At 71.5% G+C, this 26,223-nt stretch carries 16 protein-coding genes; 6 read left to right on the top strand and 10 right to left on the bottom strand.

Annotated elements, in window-relative coordinates; translation table 11 throughout:
- Positions 1-243 precede the first annotated feature (243 nt).
- Positions 244-1,971: a DUF4157 domain-containing protein gene (locus tag ACIQTO_RS32390; RefSeq protein WP_402395679.1), complete on the bottom strand. Its 1,728-nt coding sequence runs from the start codon at positions 1,969-1,971 to the stop codon at positions 244-246.
- Positions 1,972-2,269: 298 nt separating this feature from the next.
- Between ACIQTO_RS32390 and ACIQTO_RS32385 the strand changes: the two genes are divergently transcribed.
- The 3 genes from ACIQTO_RS32385 to ACIQTO_RS32375 all read left to right on the top strand — a co-directional run bounded on the left by ACIQTO_RS32385 (position 2,270) and on the right by ACIQTO_RS32375 (position 6,786).
- On the top strand, positions 2,270-2,896 hold the full coding sequence (locus tag ACIQTO_RS32385) for a hypothetical protein (RefSeq protein WP_402395676.1): 627 nt from the start codon (positions 2,270-2,272) through the stop codon (positions 2,894-2,896).
- Between the two features lie 101 nt (positions 2,897-2,997).
- The gene (locus ACIQTO_RS32380; RefSeq protein ID WP_402395673.1) at positions 2,998-5,799 is read left to right on the top strand and encodes an SdrD B-like domain-containing protein; all 2,802 of its coding nucleotides are present in this window, start codon (positions 2,998-3,000) and stop codon (positions 5,797-5,799) included.
- Positions 5,800-5,985: 186 nt separating this feature from the next.
- Entirely contained in the window at positions 5,986-6,786 is an 801-nt protein-coding gene (locus ACIQTO_RS32375; protein ID WP_402395670.1) for a hypothetical protein, read from the top strand.
- A 62-nt stretch (positions 6,787-6,848) separates the two neighbouring features.
- On the opposite strand, the gene ACIQTO_RS32370 is transcribed toward ACIQTO_RS32375, so the two are convergent.
- Positions 6,849-8,045, bottom strand: coding sequence for a right-handed parallel beta-helix repeat-containing protein (locus tag ACIQTO_RS32370; protein WP_402395668.1), 1,197 nt, complete (start codon positions 8,043-8,045; stop codon positions 6,849-6,851).
- A gap of 181 nt (positions 8,046-8,226) precedes the next feature.
- Between ACIQTO_RS32370 and ACIQTO_RS32365 the strand changes: the two genes are divergently transcribed.
- The gene (locus tag ACIQTO_RS32365) at positions 8,227-9,459 is read left to right on the top strand and encodes a Dyp-type peroxidase (RefSeq protein WP_402395666.1); all 1,233 of its coding nucleotides are present in this window, start codon (positions 8,227-8,229) and stop codon (positions 9,457-9,459) included.
- 163 nt (positions 9,460-9,622) lie between these two features.
- Here ACIQTO_RS32365 and ACIQTO_RS32360 read toward each other — a convergent pair whose 3' ends face one another.
- The 6 genes from ACIQTO_RS32360 to ACIQTO_RS32335 form a co-directional block, all read right to left on the bottom strand.
- A complete protein-coding gene (locus tag ACIQTO_RS32360; RefSeq protein WP_402395664.1) occupies positions 9,623-11,773 on the bottom strand; it encodes a UvrD-helicase domain-containing protein in 2,151 nt (716 codons plus the stop codon).
- An 88-nt stretch (positions 11,774-11,861) separates the two neighbouring features.
- Positions 11,862-13,145 carry an McrC family protein gene (locus ACIQTO_RS32355; protein ID WP_402395661.1) on the bottom strand — a complete coding sequence of 428 codons (1,284 nt, stop codon included), beginning with the start codon at positions 13,143-13,145 and terminating at the stop codon, positions 11,862-11,864.
- On the bottom strand, positions 13,142-14,908 hold the full coding sequence (locus ACIQTO_RS32350; protein WP_402395658.1) for a DUF4357 domain-containing protein: 1,767 nt from the start codon (positions 14,906-14,908) through the stop codon (positions 13,142-13,144). Before ACIQTO_RS32350 ends, ACIQTO_RS32355 begins: the two co-directional genes overlap by 4 nt.
- Positions 14,909-14,977: 69 nt before the next feature.
- Complete coding sequence (locus tag ACIQTO_RS32345; RefSeq protein WP_402395655.1) at positions 14,978-16,714, bottom strand: DUF6119 family protein; 1,737 nt, start codon at positions 16,712-16,714, stop codon at positions 14,978-14,980.
- 178 nt (positions 16,715-16,892) lie between these two features.
- Positions 16,893-17,096 (bottom strand): DUF397 domain-containing protein, encoded by a 204-nt coding sequence (locus ACIQTO_RS32340; protein WP_402395652.1) that lies wholly within the window; start codon positions 17,094-17,096, stop codon positions 16,893-16,895.
- Positions 17,093-17,920 carry a Scr1 family TA system antitoxin-like transcriptional regulator gene (locus ACIQTO_RS32335; protein ID WP_402395650.1) on the bottom strand — a complete coding sequence of 276 codons (828 nt, stop codon included), beginning with the start codon at positions 17,918-17,920 and terminating at the stop codon, positions 17,093-17,095. The genes ACIQTO_RS32340 and ACIQTO_RS32335 overlap by 4 nt, the downstream gene beginning before the upstream one ends.
- 375 nt (positions 17,921-18,295) lie before the next feature.
- Between ACIQTO_RS32335 and ACIQTO_RS32330 the strand changes: the two genes are divergently transcribed.
- Together ACIQTO_RS32330 and ACIQTO_RS32325 are read left to right on the top strand one after the other, a co-directional pair.
- Positions 18,296-18,505: a hypothetical protein gene (locus tag ACIQTO_RS32330; RefSeq protein WP_402395648.1), complete on the top strand. Its 210-nt coding sequence runs from the start codon at positions 18,296-18,298 to the stop codon at positions 18,503-18,505.
- Between the two features lie 55 nt (positions 18,506-18,560).
- Entirely contained in the window at positions 18,561-19,046 is a 486-nt protein-coding gene (locus ACIQTO_RS32325; protein WP_402395646.1) for an NUDIX domain-containing protein, read from the top strand.
- A 56-nt stretch (positions 19,047-19,102) separates the two neighbouring features.
- On the opposite strand, the gene ACIQTO_RS32320 is transcribed toward ACIQTO_RS32325, so the two are convergent.
- Both ACIQTO_RS32320 and ACIQTO_RS32315 read right to left on the bottom strand, forming a co-directional pair.
- A complete protein-coding gene (locus tag ACIQTO_RS32320) occupies positions 19,103-23,233 on the bottom strand; it encodes an Eco57I restriction-modification methylase domain-containing protein (RefSeq protein ID WP_402395643.1) in 4,131 nt (1,376 codons plus the stop codon).
- Positions 23,233-26,178, bottom strand: a complete 2,946-nt coding sequence (locus tag ACIQTO_RS32315; protein WP_402395640.1) for a DEAD/DEAH box helicase — start codon at positions 26,176-26,178, stop codon at positions 23,233-23,235. Before ACIQTO_RS32315 ends, ACIQTO_RS32320 begins: the two co-directional genes overlap by 1 nt.
- Between the last annotated feature and the right edge of the window lie 45 nt (positions 26,179-26,223).

Raw genomic sequence — 26,223 nt, 5'->3', positions numbered from 1 at the left:
GAGGCCGGGAAGGAACCCTGCTCGTGACTGTACATTCTCATTCCGGCGGCCCTGGGCGGCTCCGGCCCGGCGTTCGAATGTGAACCTGACGGTCGTTCAAATACGGCTGGATCCGATCCCTCCCGGCGCCCGCCCGACCGTTCGGGCGCCGAACGGGCAGGACGGCGGCCGTCCCCGGCGTGTCGGCGCGTACCGGGGGCCGGCCCGCGTCACGGGCCGGCCCTGGTCAGCTGCCGGTACGCGTCACGAACCGGCGCGCCTGCGGGCCGTGTCGCCGGCCAGCGACCGGTCGTGCCGGTACGCCTCCTCCGCCCAGCTCGCGAGGTCGCGCAGTTCGGCCTTGAGCTCGTCCCAGGTCTTCATCAGGGAGCCCATCGTCCGGAGTTCGAGGGGGACCATCATGGCGCCCTCCTCCTCGTGCGGGGCGATCTGGTTCATCCCGCCGAACACGCTCTGCTGAGGGATCTGCGGGACGCCCTTCAGCGTCGACTCGGCGAACGTGAGGAGGGACACCGGGAGGCCGTCGATCTCCCGGGTGGCGTCGTCACGGAACTCCAGGTTCGCGCCGCCGTCGCCCGGATCCTCCTGGAACTGCGCGAGTTCGTCGACGATCGCCTCGCTGTTGTCCGAGAGGAATTCCTGGAACCCGGGGTCGAGGAGCGCGCGGACGTCCGTGAGCTGGGAGCGGGACAGCACGACCGTCAGGTTCTTGATCTGGCCCCGGTCCTCGTCCTGCGCGAGGTAGTCGGCCATGGCCGCGACCTGCATGAAGAACAGCTGGCTGTAGCCGTCCAGGGCGTCCGTCTCCAGCCGCTTGCGCTTGCGCGCCGACTCCTGGCCCTGTTCGTACCGGGCCACGACCTGCTCGGCGAACGTCTTCGACTGCGAGAGCCGGAACCGGGCGCGGGGGAGCGGCGCCCCCGGGGCCTGGGGAGCGGCATCCCGGAGGTGGTCGAAGAACATCGGCATCCCGGCCAGCGGCACACCGACCGAGTAGTGGACGAACAGCCCGTCGCCCATGCCCGGGGCGCCGGCGTAGTTCGGGAAGTCGAGGTCCGGGGCGATCCGGGCGTCCTGCCCCGCGGGCAGGATCTCCAGTTCCAGGCCCATGCCCGCCAGCGGGGTCTTCTCGGTGGCCCGGTAGAACGCCTCGCGCACCGTCCTGATCTCGTCGACCAGCCGTTCGAGGGCCGCCGGCCCGGACTCGCTCCCCGTGCCGACCACCGAGACGGCCCCGGTCACGAACTCCAGGTTCGAGTAGTCGGCCCCGTTGCGCAACGACCGCTTGTCGGAGACCAGCTTGAAGTCGGCCGCGGTGCTCTCGGCCAGGTCGGTGTCGCCCTCGTACGTCGCGCCGCCGGACGTCTCGACGGGCATGTCGATCTCCGTCTCGAACCCCAGCTTCCGCTGCACGGCGGGCTCGCCGGCCCCCGCGGCGGCGGCGCCCGGCTCCGCCCGCCGGACCGCCTCCGGTCGGCCGGCCGGCCGCGCCATCACCCGTCGCGCGTTGGCCTCGGCCTCGCGCTCGAAGGAGTCGCCGGGATGGCTGACCCGCAGGCCGTCCCCCCGGTCGGTACCGGCGACGGCCCCCTTCCGCTGCTGGATCACATGGGTCAGCTCGTGCGCGAGGGTGTGCCGGTCGCCGCCCCCGTGCCCGATGACCACGTCCCGGCCGGAGGTGTAGGCCCGCGCGCCGATCTCGGCGGCCGACCGCTGGGCGGCCGCGCCGGTGTGCAGCCGCACGTCGGAGAAGTCCGCCCCGAGCCGCCCCTCCATCTCCGCGCGCACCGGCCCCTGGAGCGGCCGTCCGGCCCCCCGCAGGACCTCGTGCACGCTGGACCGCTGGACCGGGTCCGGGCCCTGTTCCTCCCGCCCGCCCCGCGCCATCCGGGCCACGACCGCGTTGCCGATGCTCCGCTGCAGCTCACGAGCCTGCTCCGGGGACATCGCCCCCGCCACGGGCCCGCTCACCCGCGCCTCCCGGGCCCTGTGGTCACCTCCGCCGGCCCGCTCGCCGCCGTTCCCCCTGCGATCGTCCGCCCTCGCGCGCACTGGCCCTCCCGGTCGCCTTCCGCTGCCCTGCTCTCCTCTCCCTACACCGCCGGCACCTCCCGCTCCCATCCCCGAAAGTGCAGCCCTGGGGCCATGCCCCCTGCCCGACCCGGGTGATCCCGGGCCCACGGGTCGCCGGGGGGCTGGGCGGCCGTGGCGGCTCCGGCGCCCCCGGTGGGGCGCCGGAGCGGGGGCTCAGGCGTACCGGCGGTGGCCGGTGTGGTCGGACCCACACCCGCGGTACCACGCCGCGGCCGTCGCCCCCTCGCGCACCGTCGTGGCGATCGGCGTCGACGCGGAGCCGAACCAGCGGCTGGGCAACCCGGACGTGCTGCCGCTGGTGTCGCTCGCCGCGGAGCGGGCGTGGGTCGAGCGGCTGCTCGTCCGGCGGCCCGAAGTGAGCTGGGACCGACTGCTGTTCAGCGCCAGGGCATCCGTCTACCAGGCGTGCCTCCCGGTGGTCGGGCCGCTGGGCTTCGACGACGCGCTGATCACGGTCGACCCGCCGGCCGGCACCTTCCGGGCCCGGGTCAGGCTCCCCTGGCCCGCCGGGCGCTGGTCCCGCTCCACCCGGCTGACGGGCCGGTCGTGGCCGGAAGCCGACGTTCGGTCAAGAGGCCAGGAAAAGCGGGGGTTTCGGACGCCGACGGCCGCTCGCCGTCCCGGGGGTGGCGGAGGGGACCCGGCCGTGCGCGGTCGCCCGGCTCCGGCGGACGGGCCGGCCGGCGTCGTGGCGCGGCTGCCGGGAACGGGTGAGCGGGACTCGGCGGGTGGCGCCGGACCGCAGGACACGGAACGTCTGACGCCCTGTCAAAGTTCCTGGTTCTCCTGCGAACTTGTGTGAATGCCCTTTACGCTCCCATTAAGGATGGGCGGCTTTCCGTCACGCTCGAACTCCCTCGCGGGGTCGGGGCGGAGGGCCCGAACCGTACGATGAGAGCAGGGATGACAACGACACGTGAACAGGAGCCCGGTGCCGTGCGCGGCCCGGAGCGGCGGCGTCCGGGAGTGCTCGGCCGCCGGACCGTGGGGGGCGCCGCGGCGTTGCTCCTCGGAATCGGGGCGTGTTCGCTGCTGGCCGCCCCGGCCGCGTTCCCGCAGGCGGCCGACGGGACGGTGACGGTCCGGGTGGTGCGGGCCGTGGACACCACCGGGGTGTGGACGCCCGCGCTGGAGCCCGGGATGGCCGGCGTGACGGTGACCCTCACCGACGACGCGGGCACCGGCGTCGAGGGCAGCACGGCGGCGGACGGCACGGTGACGTTGACGCCGGGCAGCAAGCTCACCGGCGGCAAGTACCGCGTCCAGGTGGTGAACCCGAAGCCGGGCAAGCTCTACCCGGCCTTCGCCTCGCGGCAGGGCCTGGCCGGCGCGCCCAACCAGCTGAGCAGCAACGAGGAGTTCGTCGACCTCTCCGGCGGCAAGAACGCGGTGCTCACCACCGGGCTGTGGAGCCCCGGTGACTACTGCCAGAAGAACGCCCCGCTGGTGACCACCTGCCAGCCGACGACCCGGGAGGGCGGGACGCAGCGCACGCTGGTCTCCTTCCCGTACAGCGCGCGCGGCCAGGACGGCGTGGACGTGAACGTCACGAACGTCGCCACCAACGCCGAGACCGGCACGCTGTTCGGCATCGCGTGGAACCGCGCCGACCGGCGGGTGTTCTCCTCGGCCGTCGCCAAGCGCACCACGGACTACGGCCCCGGCGGCGCGGGCGGGATCTACGTGACCGACCTGGAGACGAAGCGGACCACGCTGTTCGCCACCGTCCCGGACGCCGGCCGGACCGTCCACGGCGGCGGCACCGACGACGCGTTCCTCGCGACGCCGGGCAAGGAGAGCCTCGGCGGCATCAAGATCACCGACGACGGCAAGGACCTCTTCGTCGTCAACCTCGCCGACCGCAAGCTCTACCGCTACGACGCCACCGGCCCGACGGCCGCCGCGCCGAAGGCCGCCTACCCGATCCCCGACCCGGGCTGCCCGGCGGCCGGGGACTGGCGCCCGTTCGGCCTCGGCCTGCAGGACGGCACCGGCTACCTCGGCGGCGTCTGCTCGGGCGAGTCGACCGGCCAGGTGTCCGACCTGCGCGCGGTGGTGCTGCCGTTCGACCCGGCCACCGGGGCCTTCGCGCCGGCGGTCCTGAGCCAGCCGCTCGACTACCCGCGCCAGTCGACCGTCGGCGGGGGCCCGTGCGACGGAGCGGGTTGGTTCCCGTGGACCAACACCTACCCGACCACCCAGAACGGCCGTCCGTGCGGTAGCTCCACCATCGCCAACCCCGAGCCGGAGTTGGGCGAGATCGCCTTCGAGACCGACGGCTCGATGCTGCTGTCCTTCCGCGACCGCTTCGGCGACCGCGCGCCGGCCGCGCCCGCGCCGGGTTCCGTCGCCGTCGTCATGTCCGGCGGTGACCTGAACAAGGCCTGCCCGGCGAACGGCACGTACGTGCTGGACACCAACAGTGGCTGCGGACTGTCCCCCCGGGGCACCCGCTTCTTCGACACCAGCTGGGGCGGTCACCGCAACACCGCGTTCGCCGGCATGGCCTTCTCGAAGACCGAGAACACCATCGCGACCTCCGCCTTCGACCCCAACCACACCGCCTTCGGCTATGGCACGTCGTTCCTCCAGCGCGACGGCACGCAGGACCCGAAGTTCGGCCTGCGGCTCAACCCGGCGGGTCCCATCGCCCCGTTCGGCAAGGGCGCCTCGATGGGCGACCTGGAGGTGCTCTGCGACCAGGCCCCGCTCCAGATCGGCAACCGGGTCTGGTACGACCCCGAGCGCAGCGGCATCCAGCGCCCGGGTCAGCGTCCCGTACCGGAGGCGACCGTCAACCTGTACGACGAGTCGGGGAAGCTCGTCGGCACCACGAAGACCACCGCGCGAGGTGAGTACTACTTCGACGACTCCAACGTCACCGGCGGCCTCAAGCCGCGCACCAAGTACACCGTCCGGCTGGACAACCCCGCCGACTACGCCAAGGGCGGTCCGCTGTACCAGTGGGTGCCGACCGACGCGGACGTCGGCGACAACACCTTCATCGACTCCAAGGGTGTCGTCCCGGCGGGCGGGCAGTACGTCGAACGGGCGCTGACCACCGGCGGGCCGGGCGAGAACGACCACACCTTCGACTTCGGCTTCCGGCAGCAGGAGGGCGCGCTGCGCCTGGTCAAGCACGACCAGGACGGCAAGCCGCTGGCGGGCGCGAAGTTCCGGCTCTGGAAGGAGACCAACGGCACCGACGGGCTGCAGAGCACCGGCGACAAGTCCGACACGGCGGTCGGCGACCCCTGCACCACCGGGGCCGACGGGATCTGCGCGGGCAGCGGCGCACCGGGCACGTACTACTGGCAGGAGGTGAGCCCGCCGGACGGCTACTCCGCGCCGGCCACCACGGTGTTCGGGCCGCTGGTGCTGAACGCCGACAACCTCGCCACCGGAGTCGAGGTGACGGCCGTCAACCGGCTGATCCCGACGCCCACGCCCACGCCGACGCCCACACCCACGCCGACGGTGACGGAGACGCCCACGCCGACCCCGACGCCCACGCCGACGCAGGCCCCGACGTTGCCGTCCCCGGCGGCGACGCCGCCCGCGCCGCTCCCCGCCCCCGGTTCGCACCTGCCCAACACCGGTGCGGGCGAGGGGATCCCGGTGCTGTTGGCCGGTGCGGGCACGCTGAGCGTCCTCGGCGCGGCGTTCGTCCTGATGGCCCGCCGGCGCCGGGCCTGGCGCCGGTAGCCGACCCCCTGTGGTCGACCCCCGGTAGTTGGCCGCCGGGGGCGACCCCAGGCGGCTGACCCCCGGCGGGGTCGCCGCTTGAGGCGCCGCTGCTGAAGCGCCGCCGCCGATCGGGCGGGTCCGGGGACCTCAGGTCCCCGGACCCGCCCGTGTGTGGTGACCCGACCGACGAGAGAAGGAAGACCCATGGCCCGGAAGACGAAGGCCGACCCGCCCACGACACCTCCCGGGCCGCGCCGTCGGACCTTCCGGCTCAGGGCCCTGGTCGCCCTCGCGGTGTGCGCCACCGCCGCGGGCGGCCTGGTCGCCTACCGCACGGTCGCCGCCGAGCCGGGGGAGCGGGCGGTGACCGTCGACGAGGCCTCCCGGCTCGCGCTGTCGCGGCTGAGCCTGTTCCAGGCCAGCCCGGTCGCGGTGAAGCTCACCGCGGCCGAGGGCGGGGGCGTCGAGGTCCGGGTCGAGGGCGTCGTCGACTACCGCACCCGCCGGGGCGCCGGCCGCTACCAGGTCACCGGGGCGAACGGCCCGCTCGACCGCGGCCTGGTCGTCTGGGACGCCGGCGGCCTCGGACTCGCCCCCGAACCGGCCGGCGCCGAGGGCCCGGCCTGGCAGCAGGCCGAGCGCGTGGCCCGGCAGGGCTGGTCCCCGCGCACCTACACCGCGGACCCGTTGGACGCCGGGCTCCAGCTGATCGTCCAGCTCGGCGCCGACCGGCCCGACAACCCGCTGCTGCTCGCCCAGTCCGGCGCGCGCCGGCTGGGCCGCGACCGGCTCGACGGCCGCGACTACGACCGGTTCTCCGGCCCGCGCGCCCAGGGCGCCGCGCCCGACGGCGAGCGGTCGCCGCTGACCTACTGGGTCGACGACGACGGCGTGCTGGGGCGGGTGACGATGCGGCTGCCCGGCCTGGGCACGCCGACCACGGTCGCGTTCGGCGGGCGTGACGACACCGCCAAGCTCCCCGAGGCCCCCTGGCTCACCGGCTGACGGGCCGGCCGGCCGCCCGCCGCCATCCGGCCGGCCCGCCGGCGCCGTCATCCGGCCCGCCGTCAGCCCGCCGGCTGTGGCGGCAGCGTGCCGGGGTCCGTCGGGAGCGGGTACGCCGCCGGGTCGACCGCCCCCGGCAGGCCGGTCGCCGGACGGCCGGGCGCCGCCGGGTCCGGCAGCGACGGCTGCGCGGGCGGCGCCGGCACCTGGCTGAACGGGACACCGGGCGGCGCCTGGACCGGTGCCGGGCGGCCGCCGGGGAGCGGTCCGCGCCCCGGTCCGCCGCACGCCGCCGCGGCCTCCAGGCCGGCCGGGCTCTGGGTGACGGGCCGGTTGCCACCGAAGCAGTTGCCCGGGTCGACGGAGGCGAGCACCAGATCGACGCCGTTGCCGTCCACCTGGTTGCCCTCGACCCGGTTGCCGCTCGCCGGGTGCCCCGCCGGGTCGGTGACCACCACACCGACCGCGCGGTTGCCCCGGACGAGGTTGCGCTCCACCCGGTTCGCGGTGCCGCCGCCGATCCCGATGCCGATGCCGAAGCCGCCGTCCGCCTGCTCCGGCGAGTCGGCGGCGTTGTTGTCGACGACGACGTTGCCCGCGATCACCGCGCCGTGCTGCGGGGCCAGCGCCTCCAGGTCGTTGGAGTTCACCGTGACGCCCACCCGGTTGCCCGCCGCGCGGTTGCCCAGGATCCACAGGCCGTCCGAGGCGTTGGTCAGCTCGACGCCGACCGCGTTGCGCTCCACCGTGTTGCCGCGCACCAGGGTGTCGCACGGTTTGCACTGGCCGACGTAGATGCCCGAGTCGGCGTGCCCGGAGGCGTAGGAGTCCTCGATCACCCCGGCGCGCGCGTCGAAGGCGTAGATGCCGTACAGCCCGTTGTCGTACGCCGTGACCCGGGTCGCCCGGAAGCCCACCACGGGCGGGAAGCGGCCGGTGTCCAGCGGGTCGTACGCCGAGCCGCCCGCGCCGCGCTGCTGCAGCTTCTCGTCGGTGACGCCGGTGAACAGCACACCGTTGGCCAGGTAGCCGTGGACGGTGAGGTTCTCCACCACCGAGCCGGGCCCGGTGACGGTGATGCCGTTGGCCAGCTTCAGCCCGCCGTCGAACACCACCGCGGTGCGGTCCGTGCCGCGCACCACGACGTTCCGCTTGGCCACGCGCACGCTCTCCCGGTAGGTGCCGGGGCCGATCAGGACCGTGTCACCCTCCCTTGCGACGTCCACCGCCTTCTGCACGGTGGGGAAGTCCTCCGGCACGCGGACGACACTCCCGGGCGGGTGCGCGGCGTCCGACGCGGCCGGACCGGTGGAGGAGCACCCGCCGGCCGCCACCGCGACCGCGGCGGCCACGGCGGTCGCGACAACCGCCCTGGAGAATGAGTGACAGTCAGAAAGCTTGATTTGCATGCCACGTGTTCTACCGTCTCCAATAGGGCGCATGCCCCCTGAATCGGAGATCGCGCCGCCGTCGAACCCCGCCGCGGGCCACGCCGTCGGGCGGCGACGCGCGCTGCTGGCGGCCGGGGCGGTGCTCGCCGCCGGCGTCGGCGCGGCGGTCGGCGAACTGGCGGACGACGACCGCGCACCGGGTCGCGCCACCGCCGGCACCGGTGCGCCGCCGCCCGAGCCGCCGATCCCGTTCCACGGCGCCCGGCAGGCCGCGCTGACCTCCGCCGTCCTGGCGGCCCCGCAACTCCCCGCGACGAAGCTGCTCGCCTTCGACCTCCCGCCGACCTCCGCCGCCGCGGACCGCGCGGCCCTGCGCGCCCTCCTCACCGCCTGGACCGGCACCCTCGCCGCGGTGGTCGGCCCCACGCCCGACCCGCGCCTGCGCACCGACGACGGCGTGCACCGGCTGACCTCCCTGGTCGGCCTCGGCCCGGACCTCGCCGCCCGCCTCGCCCTCGCCGTCCCCGCCGGATTCGCCGACCTGCCGCCGTTCCCCGGCGACCGCCTCGACCCGGCCCGCGGCGGCGGCGACCTGCTGCTCCACCTGTGCGCCGCCGATCACTGGACGCTCGCCGTCGTCGCCGAGCTCGCCACCACGGCCGCCCGCGCCGCCGGCGCCACGCCGCGCTGGGCGCAGTCCGGCTTCCTGCCCCCGACCGCACCGGGCGCCACGCCCCGCAACCTGTTCGGCTTCAAGGACGGCACCGCCAACCCCGACCAGGACACCGCCCGCCAGTGGGTCTGGGGCCCGCCGGGGCCGCACGAGAACGCCACCGTCCTGGTCTACCGGCGGATCCGGATGGACACCGCCGCGTTCACCGCCCTCCCCGGAGAGGCCCAGGACCTCGCCATGGGCCGCCGGGCCACCGACGGCGCCCCGCTGACCGGCACCGCCGAGCACGACGAGCCGGACCTCTACGCCAAGCGCCCCGACGGCGCCTACGTCATCCCCGCCACCGCCCACGTCCGCCTCACCGGCCCCCGCCTCGACGGCGGCGCCCGGATGCTGCGCCGCGGCTACAGCTACGACGACGGCCCCGGCGACCGCGGTCTGCTCTTCTGCGCCTTCATGCGCGACCCCGCCCAGTTCACCCGGGTCCAGAACCGCCTCGCCGACCGCGACGCGCTCAACCCCTTCATCGAGCACACCGCCTCCGCCGTCGCCTACGTCCTCCCCGGCGCCCCGGAGGGCACCACCCTCGGCGCCCACCTCTGGCCCTGACCGGCCCCCGCCCGGCAGTCAGGGCGACTCGGTTGCGCAGACGCAGCGGGTCGGGATGCCCGACGAGGACGGTTGTCAGGGTGCGCGGACAGTCGTGCAGCGGCTGGGGCGAGACGATCGTGCACGCCTTCGACGGTGAGGAGGTCGTGCGGCGCTCGGCCGGTCAGCCACTGGGCGAGGTCTCGGCCGGGGAGAGGAACTCGCTCGGCTGTCCACTCCAGGTGACCCGCAGTGCCTCGCGGGCCCGGGTGCAGGCGACGAACAGCAGGCAGCGCTCGCGCAGCAGGTCGGACTCGTGCTGCAGCGGGTCGATGTCGGCCGGGGTGATCTCCCGGGCGAAGGGGACCGCCTCGGCCGACGCGCCGAGGACGGCGACGGCCCGGAACTCCAGCCCCTTCATCGCGTGCATCGTCGCCAGCCGTACGCCGGGTGTGCCGGTCGCGCGCTGCCCCTTGACGCGGATGACCGGTACCCCTGCCGCTTCGAGCTTCTCCACCGCGTTGTCGAGGGTCAGGTTGAAGCGGGCGCAGACGCCGATCTCCGAGGGGTCCATTCCGTCGATGATCCACTGCTGGACCTGCACGACGAGTGCCGCGACTTCCTCCTGCCGGGTGGCGAATCCGTACGTCTGCGGGCGGCGTCCGTGCAGGAGCGAGCGGTAGCCCGCCAGCGAGTCGCTGCCCTCTCCCTCCAGGGATTCGACGCTGACCGGCGCCAACAGGCGCGCCGACCAGGTCAGGATCTCCTCAGTGGAGCGGTAGTTGACGCGCAGCCTGAAGCTGCGGCCGGTTGTCCGGATGCCGAGGGATCCCAGCGTGACGCGCGAGTCGTAGATCCGTTGGTGCGGATCGCCGGTGAGGAACAGGTCGTCGGCCCCGGCTGTGACGGCGGCGCGGAGCACCCGCCACTGCGCCGGGTGAAGGTCCTGGGCCTCGTCGACGACGACGTGCCGGTGGGTCGGGCCGTGGTCGCGGAGCAGGTCGGCGGCCCGGGCACAGACGCGCAGATGGGTGGTCTCGCCGCGGTCGCGCAGGGTTCGCTCGAAGAGCTCGACGCCCTCCCAGAGCAGCTTGCGCCGACCGGCGCCGAGCGGTGTCCCCCGCCCGTTGCGGGTGGTGGCGAGGTACGAGTCCAGGTCGCGCCGGTCCTGGCCGAGGACGATGTGCCGGTACTCCTGGGCGAGGAACTGCTCGGTGAACGGCAGGCTGAGCCGCTTGACGATCTGGCTCCACAGCTGCCGCTGTTCGCGGTCGCCGAGCGGTTGCGGAACCCGAGGGTCGTGGCGGCGCACGATCCCGTTGGCGTAGGCGTCGACCGTCATGATGTCGACCCGCGCGAGTTCCTCCTCGTCACCGTCGAGGAGGAGGCCCAGGTTCTCCCGCAGACCGGCGGCGAGGGCGTTGGTGTAGGTGGTCAGCAGGATCCGGCCGTCCTCGGAGCGGCTGAGCAGGTGCTTGACGCGATGCAGCGCGGCGACCGTCTTTCCCGTGCCGGGCCCGCCGGTGACCTGGACCGGGCCGTTGTAGGAGGTGCGGTAGGCGACCCGGCGCTGCGACGGGTGGAGGAAGATCCGCCAAGCGGCGAACGGCTTCTCCAGCACCTCCTCCAACTCTTCCGGACCGGTGACGAGCCGGATTCGCCCGGAGGTGTTCGCGATGACGGTGGCCAGGTCCTCGACCGGCTCGGCCGGTGCGTCGCCCGGGCGTCGTGCGGCGACGACGTCGCGGTAGACGTCCTCCGGGGTGAAGCCCTCCGCAAGGTACTGCAGCACCTCCAGCTGGTCCTCCGGGAACAGCGTGGCGAACGCCTCCAGCTGTGCCTTGTCGGCGATCGAGCGCACCGCGCGCAGGACCTGATCGTCGATGCCGAGGTCGCGAAGTGTCCTGTCGGAGACCTTCTCGAAGAGCAGTCGCGGCGCCTGACGCGCGGCCTGTTCGTACATCGGCGTCAGCTGGTCGATGGCGACCGCGTTGCGGACCTCCAGGGCGCGGGTGGCGGTGTTGGCGCTGTAGAGGCGCTTGGTGGCCCAGGAGTACGCGTCGTCGTGGGGGAGGACGTTGACCAGCAGGAAGACGTCGCTGCCGTCGTCCGGGGCGAGGACGACGCCGCGCCAGAAGTCGGTGATGCGGATGGTCCGCATCCGCGGGTCACGGGACTTCTCCACCGACTCCAGGTGGAGGCCCTTGTCGGCGTTCAGCTCGGCGGCGCTGAGGGCCTGGAACTTCGCCATGGCCTTGCGCACCCCTGCGCGGACCGGCTTCTCCAGGGTGTCGTAGCCGTCCCAGAAGCTGTGGGCGAAAGCGAGTCGGGGCATGGTTCCTCTCCTGTCCCGGTGATGGTCGGGGTGGCGCGCGCGGAACCGCCGCGAGTGTGCCGGACGGGGGTCTGCACGGGTCGTCCGGTCATGATCCCGGACGGCTGTCGGTGCCGGCCACCAGCGCCGCGAGACCGCGGAAGACCGTGAGGAGTTCAGCTGGCCCGGTGTCCAGGTCGAGGGCATGCTGGTGCAGCCTGATACCCCGTCCACCCAGGCCTTCGGCGCCGCGCACCTCGTGAACCCGTGCCTCCTCCCGTCCCGCCGCGTAGACCAGGTGGCCCTCGGTCAGCCCAAGGGCCGTGCAGTACGCGAGCATCTGGTACAGGTCCGCGTTCGGGTAGACGCCGGACTTCTCCGTCTTGTACTTGGCGTCGACGACGGCGACCGGTGTCCGTCCGTCGGCGGCGTGGATGACGAGGTCGGGGCGCATCCGGATGCGGCGGGCGGTGTCCAGGTGGTGCCGGTCCTGGAGGCGGCCGGTGAGTCCGTGTTCGCGGGCGGCCTCGCGCAGCGCACCGGTGACGAAGTCCTCGAATAGGACGTTCATGTCGAACAGGAAGCCGTCCAGGCGGAGTTCGCCGGGCCGGTGCTCGGGTGAGGAACCGGCCAGGATCACCTCGGCCAGCCGGAGCGCCGGCTGGTAGCGGGCGTTCAGGCGGGACGGCTGCCAAGCCGGCAGTGCGTGCCCGCGTACCAACGGCTCCGCGTCGACCAGGCGGACCCGATGGTGCGCCAGCCGTCGCCGTACCGGGCCCGGTACGCCCGGCAGCCGCAGCAGGGTCTCGGCGGCGGCCCGGAGGATCCGGTTCTCCGGAATGTCCGCCGTGTAGGCGTCGTAGGCGATCTCGACGGGCGGGGTGCGGCCGAAGTGCCGGCGGATCTGCTCCGCTTCGCGGATCCGGCCGCGCACGACCAGCGCGGACTCCTCCACCTGCCGGTAGCCCTGGAGGACGCCCTGCCGCAGCGCCGCGTCGAGCTGCCGTTCCACCGCGTGCGCGAGGGCGGGCACCACGTCGTCGTACGCCCCCGAGTCCACCGTGCCGTCCCGCCCGCGCCGCCAGGCCTGCGCCGGGTCGAGGCTGAAGCCGAGCAGGAAGAACAGGCGGCGCACCGGCGTCTTGGGCGCTATCCGGACCGTGAGCGACCGTCCGGTTCCCGGAACGGGGACCCTGACCGCGCCGACCAGGCTCCCGGCCCGGAGCAGCCAGTGGCCCGTGCGGTACGGGTCCGGCACGGCGCTCTCCAGGACGCCCGAGGCGGCCAGGGCTCGTCCGGCGGCGTCATCCAGCGGGACGGAGCGGGCGGGCGCGTACTCGCGGACGGAGATGTCCGCGGCGTCCTGGCCGGCGGAGTCGTCTCGGAGGTTCACGGCAGGGACTTCCGCAGGGCGTCGAGACCGTAGCGGGCCTCGATGTCCTCGCCCTCCCCGTAGTGGTGCTCCTCCAACAACGGCAGGATCTTCGTCCGCCAGACGCGCCGCAGCCGTGCGTCCTCCTGGATTCCCGGCTTCATCAGGTACGAGGGACCGATGGCGAAGTCCGGGTCGCCGATCCGCTCGTTGAGGGCGTTGAGGAGCCGGGCCGGCTCCGGTCCCGCCTGTTCACGCTCCGACCAGCGGGCGAGCAGCCCGGCGGTGGGCTCTATCCGCGGGGACAGTTCGACGAAGGCGAAGCGGCGGCGCATGGCGGCGTCGACGAGCGCGATGGAGCGGTCGGCGGTGTTCATGGTGCCGATGACGAAGAGGTTCGGCGGGAGGGCGAAGTCGTCGCCGGAGTAGGTGAGCCGGACGGACTTCCTGCGGTATTCCAGCAGGAAGTAGAGCTCGCCGAAGACCTTGGCCAGGTTGGCGCGGTTGATCTCGTCGATGATCAGGAAGTGCGGTACGTGCCGGTTTCCCTCGCGCGAGGCGAGGTCGGCGAGTTCACGCAGCGGACCGGCGGTGAGCCGGAAGGCGACCTCGTGCGTCTCCGGGTCCTCGACCGGGCGGAACCCCTCGAAAAAGTCCTCGTAGGCGTAGGACGGGTGGAACTGCACGAGCTTCACCTGCTCCGGCCCGCCGCCGAAGTGCTCGGCCAGCTTGATGGCCAGATAGGTCTTGCCGGTGCCGGGCGGTCCGTAGAACACCAGCTGCCTTTCCTCCCAGAGCAGTTCGCGGACCTCCTCCAGCCAGTGGGTGCCGTCGACGAGAAGCTCCTCGGCGAGGGAGTCGTGGACCGGTGGCAGTGACAGCTCCTTCGCCTCCTCCACCGGCGGGTGCGCGGTCGCCGTCGAGACGGCCACCGGAGTGACGAGCCGGGCGAGGACATCGGCGATCGGGGTCAGGTCGACGACGTCGTGCTGGACGGAGAGCTTCTGCTGCACCTCCTCCGGAAGGTCCTCGTACGGAAGGCCCTCCGGCTGCCAGACGGCCTTTCGCCGCAGGTTGGACAGGCCGCCCGGGGAGTCGGTCTGCTCGGCCGGGCCGTCGATCTCCCCGAGATGGAGCAGGCCGTCGGCGAGCGTGACGACGGTGTCGCCGGCCCGCATCTGGGTCAGGAACGCGTGCATGTCGTCGACCAGGCCGTGCTTCTGGTTGTACGTGGCGGAGCCCTCGTAGCCCTCCTCGACGTAGTTGCGCAGGGCGCTCTTGGTCGGGTCCGACTCGTCGAGCGGCGGCAGGTGGGCGCCGGAGAGCGAGACGATCCCGTCGGCGAGCCAGAGCCGCCGCACCAGGTTGTGGCCGGAGACGTTGGAGCCGCGCACCAGCCACGCCTTGTGCGGGATGCGCCAGCTGCCGGGCAGGTAGTCGGAGAGGGGGTGGCCCTCGGCGGTCCGCCAGGTCTCGGGCCCGCCGGCGTTGTAGCCGAGTACGACGGTGGCGGCGGCCGAGGGCGAGTTGCACTCGATGTCGCGGTTCGCCACCCAGTAGCCCGGGCGGTCGTCCACGAGCGACCAGTCGGCCCGCAGGCCGGCACGCAGCCGGCGGCCGTAGTCGCCCAGCTTGGGCCAGTCGGTCACCGCCGCCGACGACCCCTCCAACAGCAGGAACTTGGGCGAGCCGTTGTTGCCGATCTCGTCGAGCAGCCGCCCGCGGGCGACGAGGTCCACACCAGGCAGCTTGATGCGGAACTCGGGGTGATCCGGGTGGGACATGGCGGGCCTCTCCTGCGTCTACCTGATGGCGGGTCACAGCCTACGTGTTGACTGTGTCAATCGATGATGTCAGTCGATGATCAGTCCGGCGTGGGCCCGGTAGTCGATCCCCTGGACGTGGACCTCGATGCCCAGGTTCTGCAGTGCGCGCGCGGTGTGAAGCAGCGAGATCTTGGACACGGTGAACAGGGAGTCGGGGGTGAGCGCGGCGCCCGTCTTCAGGGCGATGGCGAAGACCACCCGGCGCGGCTCGAAGCGGCCCTCGGGGAAGGTGGGGAACCGCTTCCGCACGGCCGTGACCAAGGCCTCGTTCGCGTCACTCTCGGCGTGCAGGGCGTCGGCCGACACGTGGCCCTGGACGAACAGGTGGCTGAGCGGGCCCGAGTCCTTGGCCCGCTTGACGTGCACGAGGGTGCCGTCAGGTGCGATCAGGTCGGCGGCCTCGAAGCCGTGGGGATGCAGCTTGCACTGGATCAGGCCCCCGTCCAGGAACGCCCATTCAAGGGCACGGGCCGCCAGCCGGTTGTAGCTGTTCTCGTGGGTGTTCTTGAGCCCCTCTGCCAGGGCCTCGTCCTGCGTCGGCCACGCGGGGAGGCCGTAGTCCGGCGAAGCCGCGAACAGCTTGCGCACCTCGGTGTCGACGTACTCCACGTGGTTCGCGCCGATCTCGTACCACCTGTTCTGGTGGCGGACGAAGGTGCTGTTGCCCAGGGCGAACTCCGCCGAGATCCACTTCAGCGCGTCTGTGGCCGGCCCGATGGGCACGCCACCGTCAATGTCGGTCATCAGCTGGATCCCGACCCTCTTCAGGGCATCCAGACGCTCCTCGGCCGGGAGTGCGTCCAGGAGGCCCTGGAGACTGTCGAGTGTCACCTCCTCGGCGAGGAAGGGCTTCCTACCGCGACGGGGGGAGACACGTGCCGACTGGCTCTCCGCCATGACGTCGAGCAACGCGGACGGGGTAGCGAAAGCGACCCGCCCCGAGCCCGCGCTGCTGTGCAGGGCTTCGGCGAGCTGTGTGTCGAGGACCGCGATGCGGGGATCGGTCCGGGCGAGGTGGCGGACGTAGGAGATCCGCTCGAATCCGGAGTCGGGCTCCCGGTCGAGCTGGGCGCCGATCGCCCGCAGGTCGGAGACGAGGTGCGGACCTTCGAGCGCGAGGCGCACGTTCAGGGAGTCGGATCCGAGGACACGCGGGCGGGCCTTCCTGATCCGGGGGTTCAGCTCGGCGCTGAGGCCGATCTCCATGGCCCGGCCGACGACGCGGGTGCAGATCTCGCCGTACTCGTCCAGGTCGAAGGTCCGGATGTGCTGTCCGCGCGCGGTGGAGCTGCGGTCTGTGTACGCGCGGGAGTCCATCCGGGTGTGCGTCAGCTCGCTGACGGTGCCGGGGTCGACCGTGCGGAGCGCGAAGTCCAGGCCGAAGGACGGCGTGATGAAGAGGGACTCCAGCAGGAGGTGGCCGGAGCCGAAGCAGACCGCGAAGACCCGGTCGTCCACGGGCAGGAGGACGGCAGCCGCCGCGAGGTGGTTCGTGAGGTCGACGGGCTCGCTGACGAGCCGGACCAGATCTCCCTGCCAGGGCGGCTTCCTCCCTACGCCGATCACGCCGTACGACGCGACGCCGGGGATGCCGGCGATGTTGACGGTCTTGACCTGGAACCCCTGCTGCTTCTCGTAGTCGGAACGGAGGGCCGTACGCAGTTCGGCGGGCGACGAGCCGACACCCTGGAGCAGGTAGACGGTCGTCGGCCTGGTCTCGGGGAGAGCGGCCGGAGCGAAGGGGAGGGGGAGCTGGGTGTACACGGGAACCGCCGATCGCTGGTCGGGTGGCGAGCTGTTAACAACAGTAGCAGTGAACTCTGTTGGCAATGTTAACAAGCTGCTCGGGGCTGTGCTGTGAATTACTCGTGCCCGCCGGGCCTGTCCTCCGAGTAGCAAGAAGCCCCTGCTCGATCGAGCAGGGGCTTCTTCGTTCGGGTGGTCAGACCTCGCCGAACTCGCCGGCCTGGACGGCGGCCACGAAGGCCGCGAACGAGGTGGCCGGGAAGACGAGGGCGGGGCCCTGCGGGTCCTTGGAGTCGCGGACGGGGACGATGCCGTCGGCGACAAGGTTCCGTGCGGCCTCGATGCAGTTGCCGCCGTTGCTGCTGTGCGAGGACTTGAACCACTGGGGTTCGGCGGTCACGGTAGTTCCTTCCTGAGCCGGCGGATCACAGCCACAGACTCGGCCTGGGAGAGTGCGAGGGCCTGCAGCTGATAGTAGGCCGTCAACATGGGGAGGACGGAGTCGCTGTCTCGCTCCAGGTGCCCCTGCTGAGCGGACTCTGCGTAGGACATCAGGGTTCTGTTGGGAAGCGTCAACACGTTCACTGGCAGGTCGAATGCCCGATCTTCGCCTATGGCATACGGCGCCACCTGAACTACGGTGTGCGGCAGTTCGGCGAAAGTGACCAACCGGTCCAACTGTGCAGCCATGACCGACGGGCCTCCGACCGGCCTGCGGAGGCAGCTCTCGTCCATGACCACGTGGATCAGCGGCGGAGGCTCGCGGCGCAGCTGTGCCTGCCGGCTGGCAAGAACCTTCACGCGCTCGTCGGCTTGCTCCGGCGTGATACTCCCTCGGCGTACTGCCCCCGCGGCAATAGCTGATGCGTACTCGTTGGTCTGAAGCAGGCCGGGAATGATGCCGAGGTCGAAGAGCCTGAGCTCGACGGCGCGGCGCTCATGAGCAACGTACTCCGGGAATCCTTCCAGCAAAGCCGTGTACTTCACGTCGCCGGCATGGCGCTTGAATACGCCGTCAGTGCCGAAGGCCATGTCAAGTTGGAGTGCCAAGCGACGGGTTGGGGGGCGTCGGCCAGTTTCCACGGCAGACACGTGTGTGGCTGAGTAGCCCGTGGCGTTCGAGAGTTCGTCCTGAGTCCACCCCCGGGCCTCGCGTGAGCTGCGGAGGAAGGCTCCGAATGCTGCTGCAGGCGACGAGTCGGGGTTCAGCTCAACCTTGTTCACGGACCAGCGTCCTTACTCTTCGAGCAAGCCTGACACGTTGAAGACTGTCCCGACTCTACGTCAGAGTTGGTCGCCCCGGGTAGTGAATCGACTACAGAAGGGAGCGGCCGTCATGCCTCGAAAGAAGTCGGCCCCCACCTGCCAGCCCCAAATCGGCGAGATTGTGCGCGACTTGGCCAAAGGGAGGACCAGCGGTGGGCTGGTTGAGGGCGTCTACATGGACTGCCTGGCCGGCCTCTACTACCTCCGCTCCGAGCGCGGTGGCTGCGAGTGGACCACGAGACCCGAGAACGTTCAGCGATTGGACACTCCCCGCTTCGTCGCCGTGCAGCACCTGAGCCGGCCGCGTTCAGTGGGCTCGGTAGGAGAGGTCGCGTGAAGCCCCGACTCGGGGTCATGGCGCTGCTGTTGTACGGCGTCGTCGTGGCGCTCAGTGCGTTCGCCGCCCTCGTTGTCGGCTGGCCGATCCGGAGCGGCCCCATCGCTCCGTGGCTCCTGGTCGTCGGCCTCGTCTTCTCGGCCGGAGTGATCGGCGCGCTGCCGGTCTCGGCGGCGTGGCTCCGTCGCCGGGGCGGCGACGCCTGACCCCCTGTTCCTCACCGCAAGCTGTGCGCCACTCAACCCTCATGGAGACACCGCGATGTTCTCGCTGCCCAGGATCCTGACCGACCCGCCGGGTCGCCGCCTCGGCCACCAGGCCCTCATCCTCAACCGGGACGGTGCCGTGCTCCTGATCGGCACCACCTACAAGGAAGGCCTGCTGCTCCCCGGCGGCAGTGCCGAACGCAACGAACTCCCGCACCTCGCCGCCCGGCGGCACATCGAGACCGAAACGGGCCTCGCCCTGCCGCTCGCCCGTGTCCTGGCCGTGGACTACGTGGCCATGCAACTTCTGCCCGAGGGGATGAACCTCGTCTACTGGGGCGGCCGACTCATGCCGACTCAGGAGGAGATCGTGAGACGCCACCGCCCGCCCGCGGAGATCGTCGAACTCCGCTGGGCCCACCGCGCCGAACTCGCCGACGCGATGGAGGCCGACCAGCACCGCCGGGCGGAACAGGCGTTCGCGGCCCTCGGCCGAGGCGCCCACCTGCCCATGCTCCTGCGGGGCGTCCCGGCTGCGTAGATGAGGCGCACCTGCCCGCCTGGCGCACAGCACCAGGCGGGCAGAGCCGCTCGCGACTACGCGTCAGCGGCAGGGTGGCGGGGCCCCTGCCCCGGCGGAGGGTTGAGCGTGGACCTGAAGGTTCCGGACTCACCCTCGGTCAGCGGGTTCTCCAGGGTCAGCCCGGCAGCGGCCATCCGGTCGTACTCGGCGAGGATGAGCTCCTTGGTGCGGTAGGTACCGTGCGCCTTGAGGTCGTTGTCGCGGGTGACGTTGAAGGTGTCCAGGATGTACGCGGTGTCGTCGCGCGAGATTCCGTAGAGGCGGAAGAACAACGCGTCCAGCTCGGCGCGGATCACCGCCCGGCGCTCGGGATCCCAGCGGAATGGCGTGCCAATGTCGCCGATGTCGGCGGCGAATGATGCCATGTCATCTGCAGTGTAAGTGAGTTCAAGAAGCCTGGGAATGATGGCCGCTGCGTGGAGGGCCAGCTCGGTCGGCCCTGGGATCGGGGTCTGTTCGACGTAGGTGTAGGTGAGGTGGGTGCCCCCGATCTTCTGCCGGACTGCGTAGTCGCAGGCCAGTGAGGACATTGCCGCGGCGAGGAGTGGTGTGTTGCTCGGCAGGGCCGGCAGGGCGAGAGGAAAGGGGTGTCCGAAGCCGTTGGCCGGAGCAACGGCCGTGATCATCGTTCGCTCGTCGCTTGCTCGGCAGATGTCCCGCCAGCCGAGTAGCCAGCCTCGGTCCCAACTCCTGGCCGCTAGACGTGCGGCAACGCCTGCTTCCATAATCTCCTTGCCGTTCTTGTCGTAGCGGCCTGTCGGTACATCCTGCTCAGGAACCCAGTACCGCGGCATTGGAACGGCGGATGCGTCCTGATGCTGCTCGACGGTGAATCGCGGCAAGGTGCCCTTGTTGAGCTGCTTCTCAGTGGCGTTCTCATAGGTGGAGAAGCGATGGTCGTAATGATGGAGCATCTTTGCCTCGTACAGCGGAAGCAATCGTTGGTCACCACGCGCCAGCACGTTGCCCTTCCGTTCCCATCCGTCCTTTAGGAGATCATCGTAGGTCTCCCCTGATTCGGCGCTGGGTCGAAAGAGATGCGAGTCATTCGACATGTGAAACATGGTCATGAATGAGATTTCCCAAGGGTTCCCGTCTTCGCGGCCCTCGTGGATGAGAACTGGGATGCGACGGTAGATGTCGAGGGCGATCTCCGCGTCGCGACGGCTGCTGAACGTCGGGCAGGTTCCCGTGTTGGGATTCATACGGAGAATATCGGCTGCCGTCAGCTGATAGCGACGCTCGGGAATCTCCTCGGGCTGGCGGACCTTGAAGACGATCTGGGCCGGGGTATCCAGGTCGCCCTGGCTGCGCAGCATGAAGAGGCAGAAGCGCAGCTGGTTGTGGACCTCGGGGAAGATCTTGTCCTCGTTCTCGAAGTCGTAAAGTGCGGCCAGACGTCCCTGCGTTACCAGGTCCTTGAAGAAGTACTGCGTCGTCGCGTCCGTGGCGATGCCCGAAGGGACGATTACACCCGTGCGTCCCCGGGAGCCGGTCAGTATGCGGTCGGTCTCCGTGAACACCGCATAGGTGTTGATGTCGCCTCGGCCCGTGAGCGGGAACCGGTTGCTGGTTCGCAGGAAGTGACTCTCGCCTTCCGCCCGCCGCTTGGCATCCTCGAACTCGGTGTAGAGGTGGCTGCGGTCGGGGTCGTCGCGCAGGGAGACGATCAGGCTCTTGCGGGCGGCCGCGTTCTTGGCGTTGGCGATCGAGGGGTCGCGCTGGGCGAAGAACTCCTGTTCCTGGAGCTTAACGCGCTCCCATGGCGGGTTGCCGACCACTGCGTCGAAGCCGCCGGCCCAACCCGTGTCCGGCTGGACTCCCGCGCCGGACTCGGGTACGGAGAAGACAGTCGGGAACTCCAGGTGCCAGTGGAAGAAGTGATACTGGTTGCGGAGCTGGAGGATCTTCGCGTGTGTGGTGTCCGAGACGGCCGACTGGTTGCGGCTGCGAAGGGCGCGGAAGAGCTGATCGGTAGGGGCGTCGGGCGCACCGACGTGCTTGGGCCAGACGAACGCGGCGCACCAGGCGTCGGCAGCGTGCAGGTCGTGGATGTAGGCCGAGGTCTCGGTGTACTCGCGATAGGCGTCTTCCTGGGCGCGTACATCGGAGAGGATATCCGCGCGGGCGGCCGTGATGCGGGCGAGTTCGGCGGCGTACCCGTCGTTACCGGGAAGGGTGTCCGTGTCGAAGCTGAGTTCGTCCGCCCCTCCGCGCTGGGCCTTGTTGCGCTTGATGAGGCCAGTCGCGTACTTCTTGTCGTCACCCTCGATCGCCTTGAACGCGTCCTCGGGGATGCCGCCGGCCAGCAGCTTGGGTGTGGCGCCGATCAGGCCGTTGCCGTGCTTCACGTGCGCGTCGAGGAAGCCGAGCGGCTTGCCGGGCTCAAGCGCCTCCAGCCACAACGACACCTTGGTCAGTTCGACGGCCATCGGGTTGAGGTCGACGCCGTAGATGCAGCGTGCGATCACCTCGTGCAGCGCGTGCCGCATGGCGTCCGCCGTCGGCTCGGGGTTGTGCTCGCGGACCGCTGCGACCCGCTTGGCGATCCGCCGCGCCGCCGCGACGAGGAAGTGCCCGGAACCGCATGCGGGGTCGCAGACCGTCAGGGCCAGCAGCTCCGCGATGATGCTCTCAGTCGCATCCGGCTGCTTCTCCTTCGCTGCGCGCTGCTCACCGCGCTTCACGGCGTCGTCTATCACCGGGTCGAGTGTGGTGTCGAGGAGGCACTCGATGAGAGATGAAGGGGTGTAGTAACTCCCCGTCGTCTTCCGACTGTTACCCGCTACCTCGACCAGCTCGAAGCTGCGGTCTGTTGCCGAGTGCTTCGGCTCCAGCTCCAGCAGCGACTCGTAGACCGACCCCAACTCCTCCGCGTCCAGGTGCCGGTAGTCGACCGCTCGCCACCGCCGGGCACTGGGGTCCCGCACCTGGGCGAGGTGGCGCACCGCCGTGAGCAAGGCCTCGTTGGAGAGCTTCAGCCCGGCGAGCGGCGCGTCGGCGTCCTTGTGGGAGAAGAGGCCGCCGAGCCCGGGCAGCCCGAGCTCGGGCCTACCGTCCGGCTCGCCGAGCGCGTTGAGGACGATCCGCAGCGCCTCATACAGATCGCCGTGCGCGGTGCCCTGACGCCGACGGGCCTGGGCGCGCAACCGTGCCGAGGAGAAGTACTTCTCATACGTCCCGCGCTGCTGCTCGGTCGCATCAGGGTGAACCAGAGCGTCGCGATCCTCTGCAACGAAGACGAACAGCAGCCGATAGACGAGCCGGAGCAGCGCCGCCTGCAGTGCCTTTGGGCGGACGTTCTCGCGTAGCGCGCCGTTGTCCGGGTGGCGCAGGAAGCCAGTGCCCAGGACGGTGAGCGCGTTCTGCACGCCGAGGCGCAGCTGGTCGAGCGCGCGAGCACCCGAGCTGACAGCCTCCGCGCGCCACTTCTCCAGCCAGCAGGCGGATGCAGGGGAGCCCTCCGCCACCGTGAACCGGGAGGCATGCAGCACGCAGTACAGCAGCACGAACTCGCTGAACAGCTCGCCGTCGAAGAGCGCTTCGAGGTCGAACTCGACGTACGCAGCCGTGGCGAAGGACGACGAGTCGCGCAGCAGCCGGAGGCGGCGGCCGTTGGTGAGCAGGGCCCACTGGTGGGCCTCAACGCGGTTGAGGCAGTCCTGGAGCATCGACTGCGGCGGCATCTGTCCGGCCGCGGCTCGCTTGTCCAACTCCTGGTTCCACGGGATCTGGTGGATCAGCGCCGGCCCGTGGCGGTGGCTGACCGGGAACCGGTGGCCGGGGTCGGCGTCGGCCGCGATGCCCTCCGCGCCCACCGGTGCGAGCGCGCCGAAGTCGAGCTTGCGGAACAGCTGCGTCAGCCAGTCGGCCCCGGCCCGCCCCGTCGGGTCAGCGGCCGGTGCGCCCGTGACCGGGTCCGACGGCAGGGCAGCACGCAGCTCCCGCCAGAGCGGCTTCAGGTACTCCCAGGCCCGCTCGGCCTCGTCCCGTACAGGCACCGAGGCGGGCAGCCCGTAGTCGGCGGGCTTGGTGCCCGGCAGGTTCCGGGCCTCGGCGATGCGCAGCAGCATGTCGGTGGGCAGCAGCCCGCCGACGGTGGTGACGGCGGTGAAGACCTGGGCGGTGCGGGTGGCGGCGGACATCAGGCGATGGCTCCAGCGGACGGGACGGCGGCGGACGCCGGAGTGGCGGGCAGGTAGACGTACGCGCCGAGGATGTCGGCGTCCTCCTGCGGGACGACCTTCAGCCCGCGGACGATCTCGTCGCCGGCCTTGCGGACCCGCCGGTGCGAGGCATCGAGTTCGGCGGCGAGGCGCTTGCCGTACTCCTTCAGGTGGTCCGTCAGCTCGTCCTTGCCGTCCAGGGTCCGGACGATCTGGTTGCGGGCCAGCTGCGGGTTGGTGTTGTCCGAGGCGCGCGCCGCCAGCAGCTCGGCCGCGGCCTCGTCGTCGAGCCAGCGGGCCCGGGCCGGCATGCCCTCGAAGGCGAGCAGCCGCGCGTCCTCGGCGACCAGCTGCTTCTCGCCGGTGCGTGAGGGCAGGGTGAGGTGGAAGCGGTACCGGACGAGCAGCAGCGTCGTGCGGACGCTCACCGCGTCCGTGGTGAGCACGCCGCACCGGCGGGCCGGGCGCGGCCCGGGGGTGTTCGCGTCGAGGGCGGAGTCGAGCACGTACGAGGCGACCGCACCCACCGCCGGGTCGGTGCGGACGAGGGCGGCCTCGCCCCGGGCGATCGCCGGGTCGGAGCGGAACGGGATCTGGCGGTCCTCCTCGACGATGCGGCCGCCGAGGGTGGCGGCCAGCGCGTCGCGCAGTCCCGCCGGGGTGCCGCCGACCTGTGCCGTGAAGTCACCCGATCCGTCCCGCGGGTCGCGGACCAGCGCCTCCAGCCCGTGCAAGGCGGCCAGGGTGAAGTCGCGCACCTCCTCCGCGCCGCCCAGCGCCGCCCGCACGGCGGCCACCTCGCGGGCGACCTCCTCGGGGTGGATGGACCGCTGGGCGTACTTGGAGCGGGAGGTCCGCTCCCGCTCGGCGGCCGAGTTCCACTCCCGTTCCGCCTGGTCGAAGGACTGCTGGGCGCTGGGCAGGTCGAACAGACTGTCCTGTACGCCCTGCCGGCCGTGCAGCAGCAGCCACTCGACGATGGCGTCCGTGACGGCGGAGGCGGTCTCGTCGGGCACGGACACGGAGATGCCGAGGTCCTTCTGGATCTGCCGGTGCTTGGCGAACAGCACCTCCAGCACCTTGCCGTCGATGCCGTTGTCCTCGCCGAACATGGTGACGACGCGGACCTGGTCGCGCTTCTGCCCGTACCGGTCGACCCGGCCTTCGCGCTGGTCGTGGCGGGTCGGGTTCCAGGCCAGGTCGTAGTGGACGACGGCGTCGAAGTGGTGCTGCAGGTTGACGCCTTCGGAGAGGCAGTCGGTGGCGATCAGCACGCGGCGGGTGGCCGGGTCGTCGGCGTCCTGGGCGGCGAGTTCCTCGATGCGCTCCAGCCGCTGCTGCGGGGAGATGGTGCCGGTGACGGCGGCGACCTTGGCCTTGCGGCCGAGCGCCCCGGCCAGTTCCTCGGCGAGGTATTCGGCGGTCGGGATGTAGCGGCAGAAGACGATCGGGTGGTAGCCGTCCGCGAGGAGCGACTTGAGGTGCTTGACCAGGGCCTTCAGCTTCGCGTCGTGCTGCGTGCCCTCCAGGGCCTTCGCCCGTTCGGCCAGCTCCTTCAGGCGGGAGCCGGCGTTCTCGGTCTCGCCGGCGCCGGGGGCGACGTCCAGGCCTTCGAGGGTGTCGCTGTCCGCGGCGTCGCTGGTCAGCGGCGCGCCCAGTGCGTCCGCCTCCTGGGGGGTGCGGGCGACGGCGGAGGCCGAGCGGGTCCGCAGGGTCTGGGCGGCGGCCCGGGGCGAGGAGACCATCGAGCGCAGCAGCGCGATCACCGACCACCAGGCGATCCGTGCCTCCCGCTTGCCCTCGTCGCCGGCGGCCCGGACCCGGTCGCCCGCGTAGGCGATGGCGTCGTCGAGCAGGGCCCGGTAGCCCGGGGCGAGCTTGTAGGGCTCGTCCTTCGTCCACCGGTCGGAGGGGAAGGCGGTGCGCTCGGCGAGCGAGTCGTCCGCGAGGCCGTCCTCCTTGGTGAGGTAGCTGCGGACGTCCGCGCGCTTGCGGGCGATGAAGTGCTCGGCGAGGCGGGCCCGGCCGGTCGGGGTCTCCAGGTTCAGGTTCGCCAGCTCGGGCTTGACCAGGCCCAGCAGGTTGCGGAAGGCGGACTCCTTGCCGGAGTGCGGGGTCGCGGTGAGCAGCAGCAGGTGCCGTTCGGGGTCGATGGCCACGCGCTTGAGAAGCTCGTAACGGAGCTGGTTGGCGCCGGACTTGGTACCGGTCTGGGCGTCATCGGCGGCGACACAGGTGTGCGCCTCGTCGACGATGACCAGGTCGGGGCAGTTCTTGATGAAGTCCTCGCGGTGGCGGGTGGACTTGATGAAGTCGGTCGAGATGATCGTGTGCTTGTGCTTCTTGAAGAGCGACTGGCCGAGCTCCAGCTCGCGCTCCAGGCGTGAGACGGTGGAGGAGAGCACCAGCTCGGCGTCGATGCCGAACTTCTCCCGCAGCTCGCCCTGCCACTGCTCGGCCAGCGCCGGGGAGCACAGTACGGCCAGCCGGCTCGCCTCGCCCTGCTCCAGCAGCTCCTTGGCAATGAGGCCGGCCTCGATGGTCTTGCCGATACCGACGTCGTCCGAGACCAGCAGCCGGACGGTGCGCTGGCGCAGCGCCATGAGCAGCGGCACCAGCTGGTAGGCGCGCGGCTCGACGGCGATGGAGGCCAGCGAGCGGAACGGACCGGCGCCCGACCGGAAGCCGATGCGCAGCGCGGTGCGCAGCAGCCCGGCGGCGAACTGGTCGCCCAGGTCGTCCGGGCGGGGATCGGCGAACTTGGCCTGTTCGACGTCCTCGAAGGCCGGGAAGACGGCGGCGATGTCGTCGTTGCTGCCGCCTAGCGGGCGCAGCACCAGCAGATCGGCGGCGCTGTCGGGCAACACCACCCATTCCCGGCCGCGGGCGGTCACCAGCGAGCCGGCCGTGTACGTGGGGCTCATGAAGTCTCTCGGTTCCTTAGGTGTCTTCGACCAGTGTCTTCGACG

This window comes from Kitasatospora sp. NPDC091207, from assembly GCF_044768625.1.
In the GTDB taxonomy this organism is placed as follows: domain Bacteria; phylum Actinomycetota; class Actinomycetes; order Streptomycetales; family Streptomycetaceae; genus Kitasatospora.
This window is presented reverse-complemented; position numbering and strand designations above follow the sequence as displayed.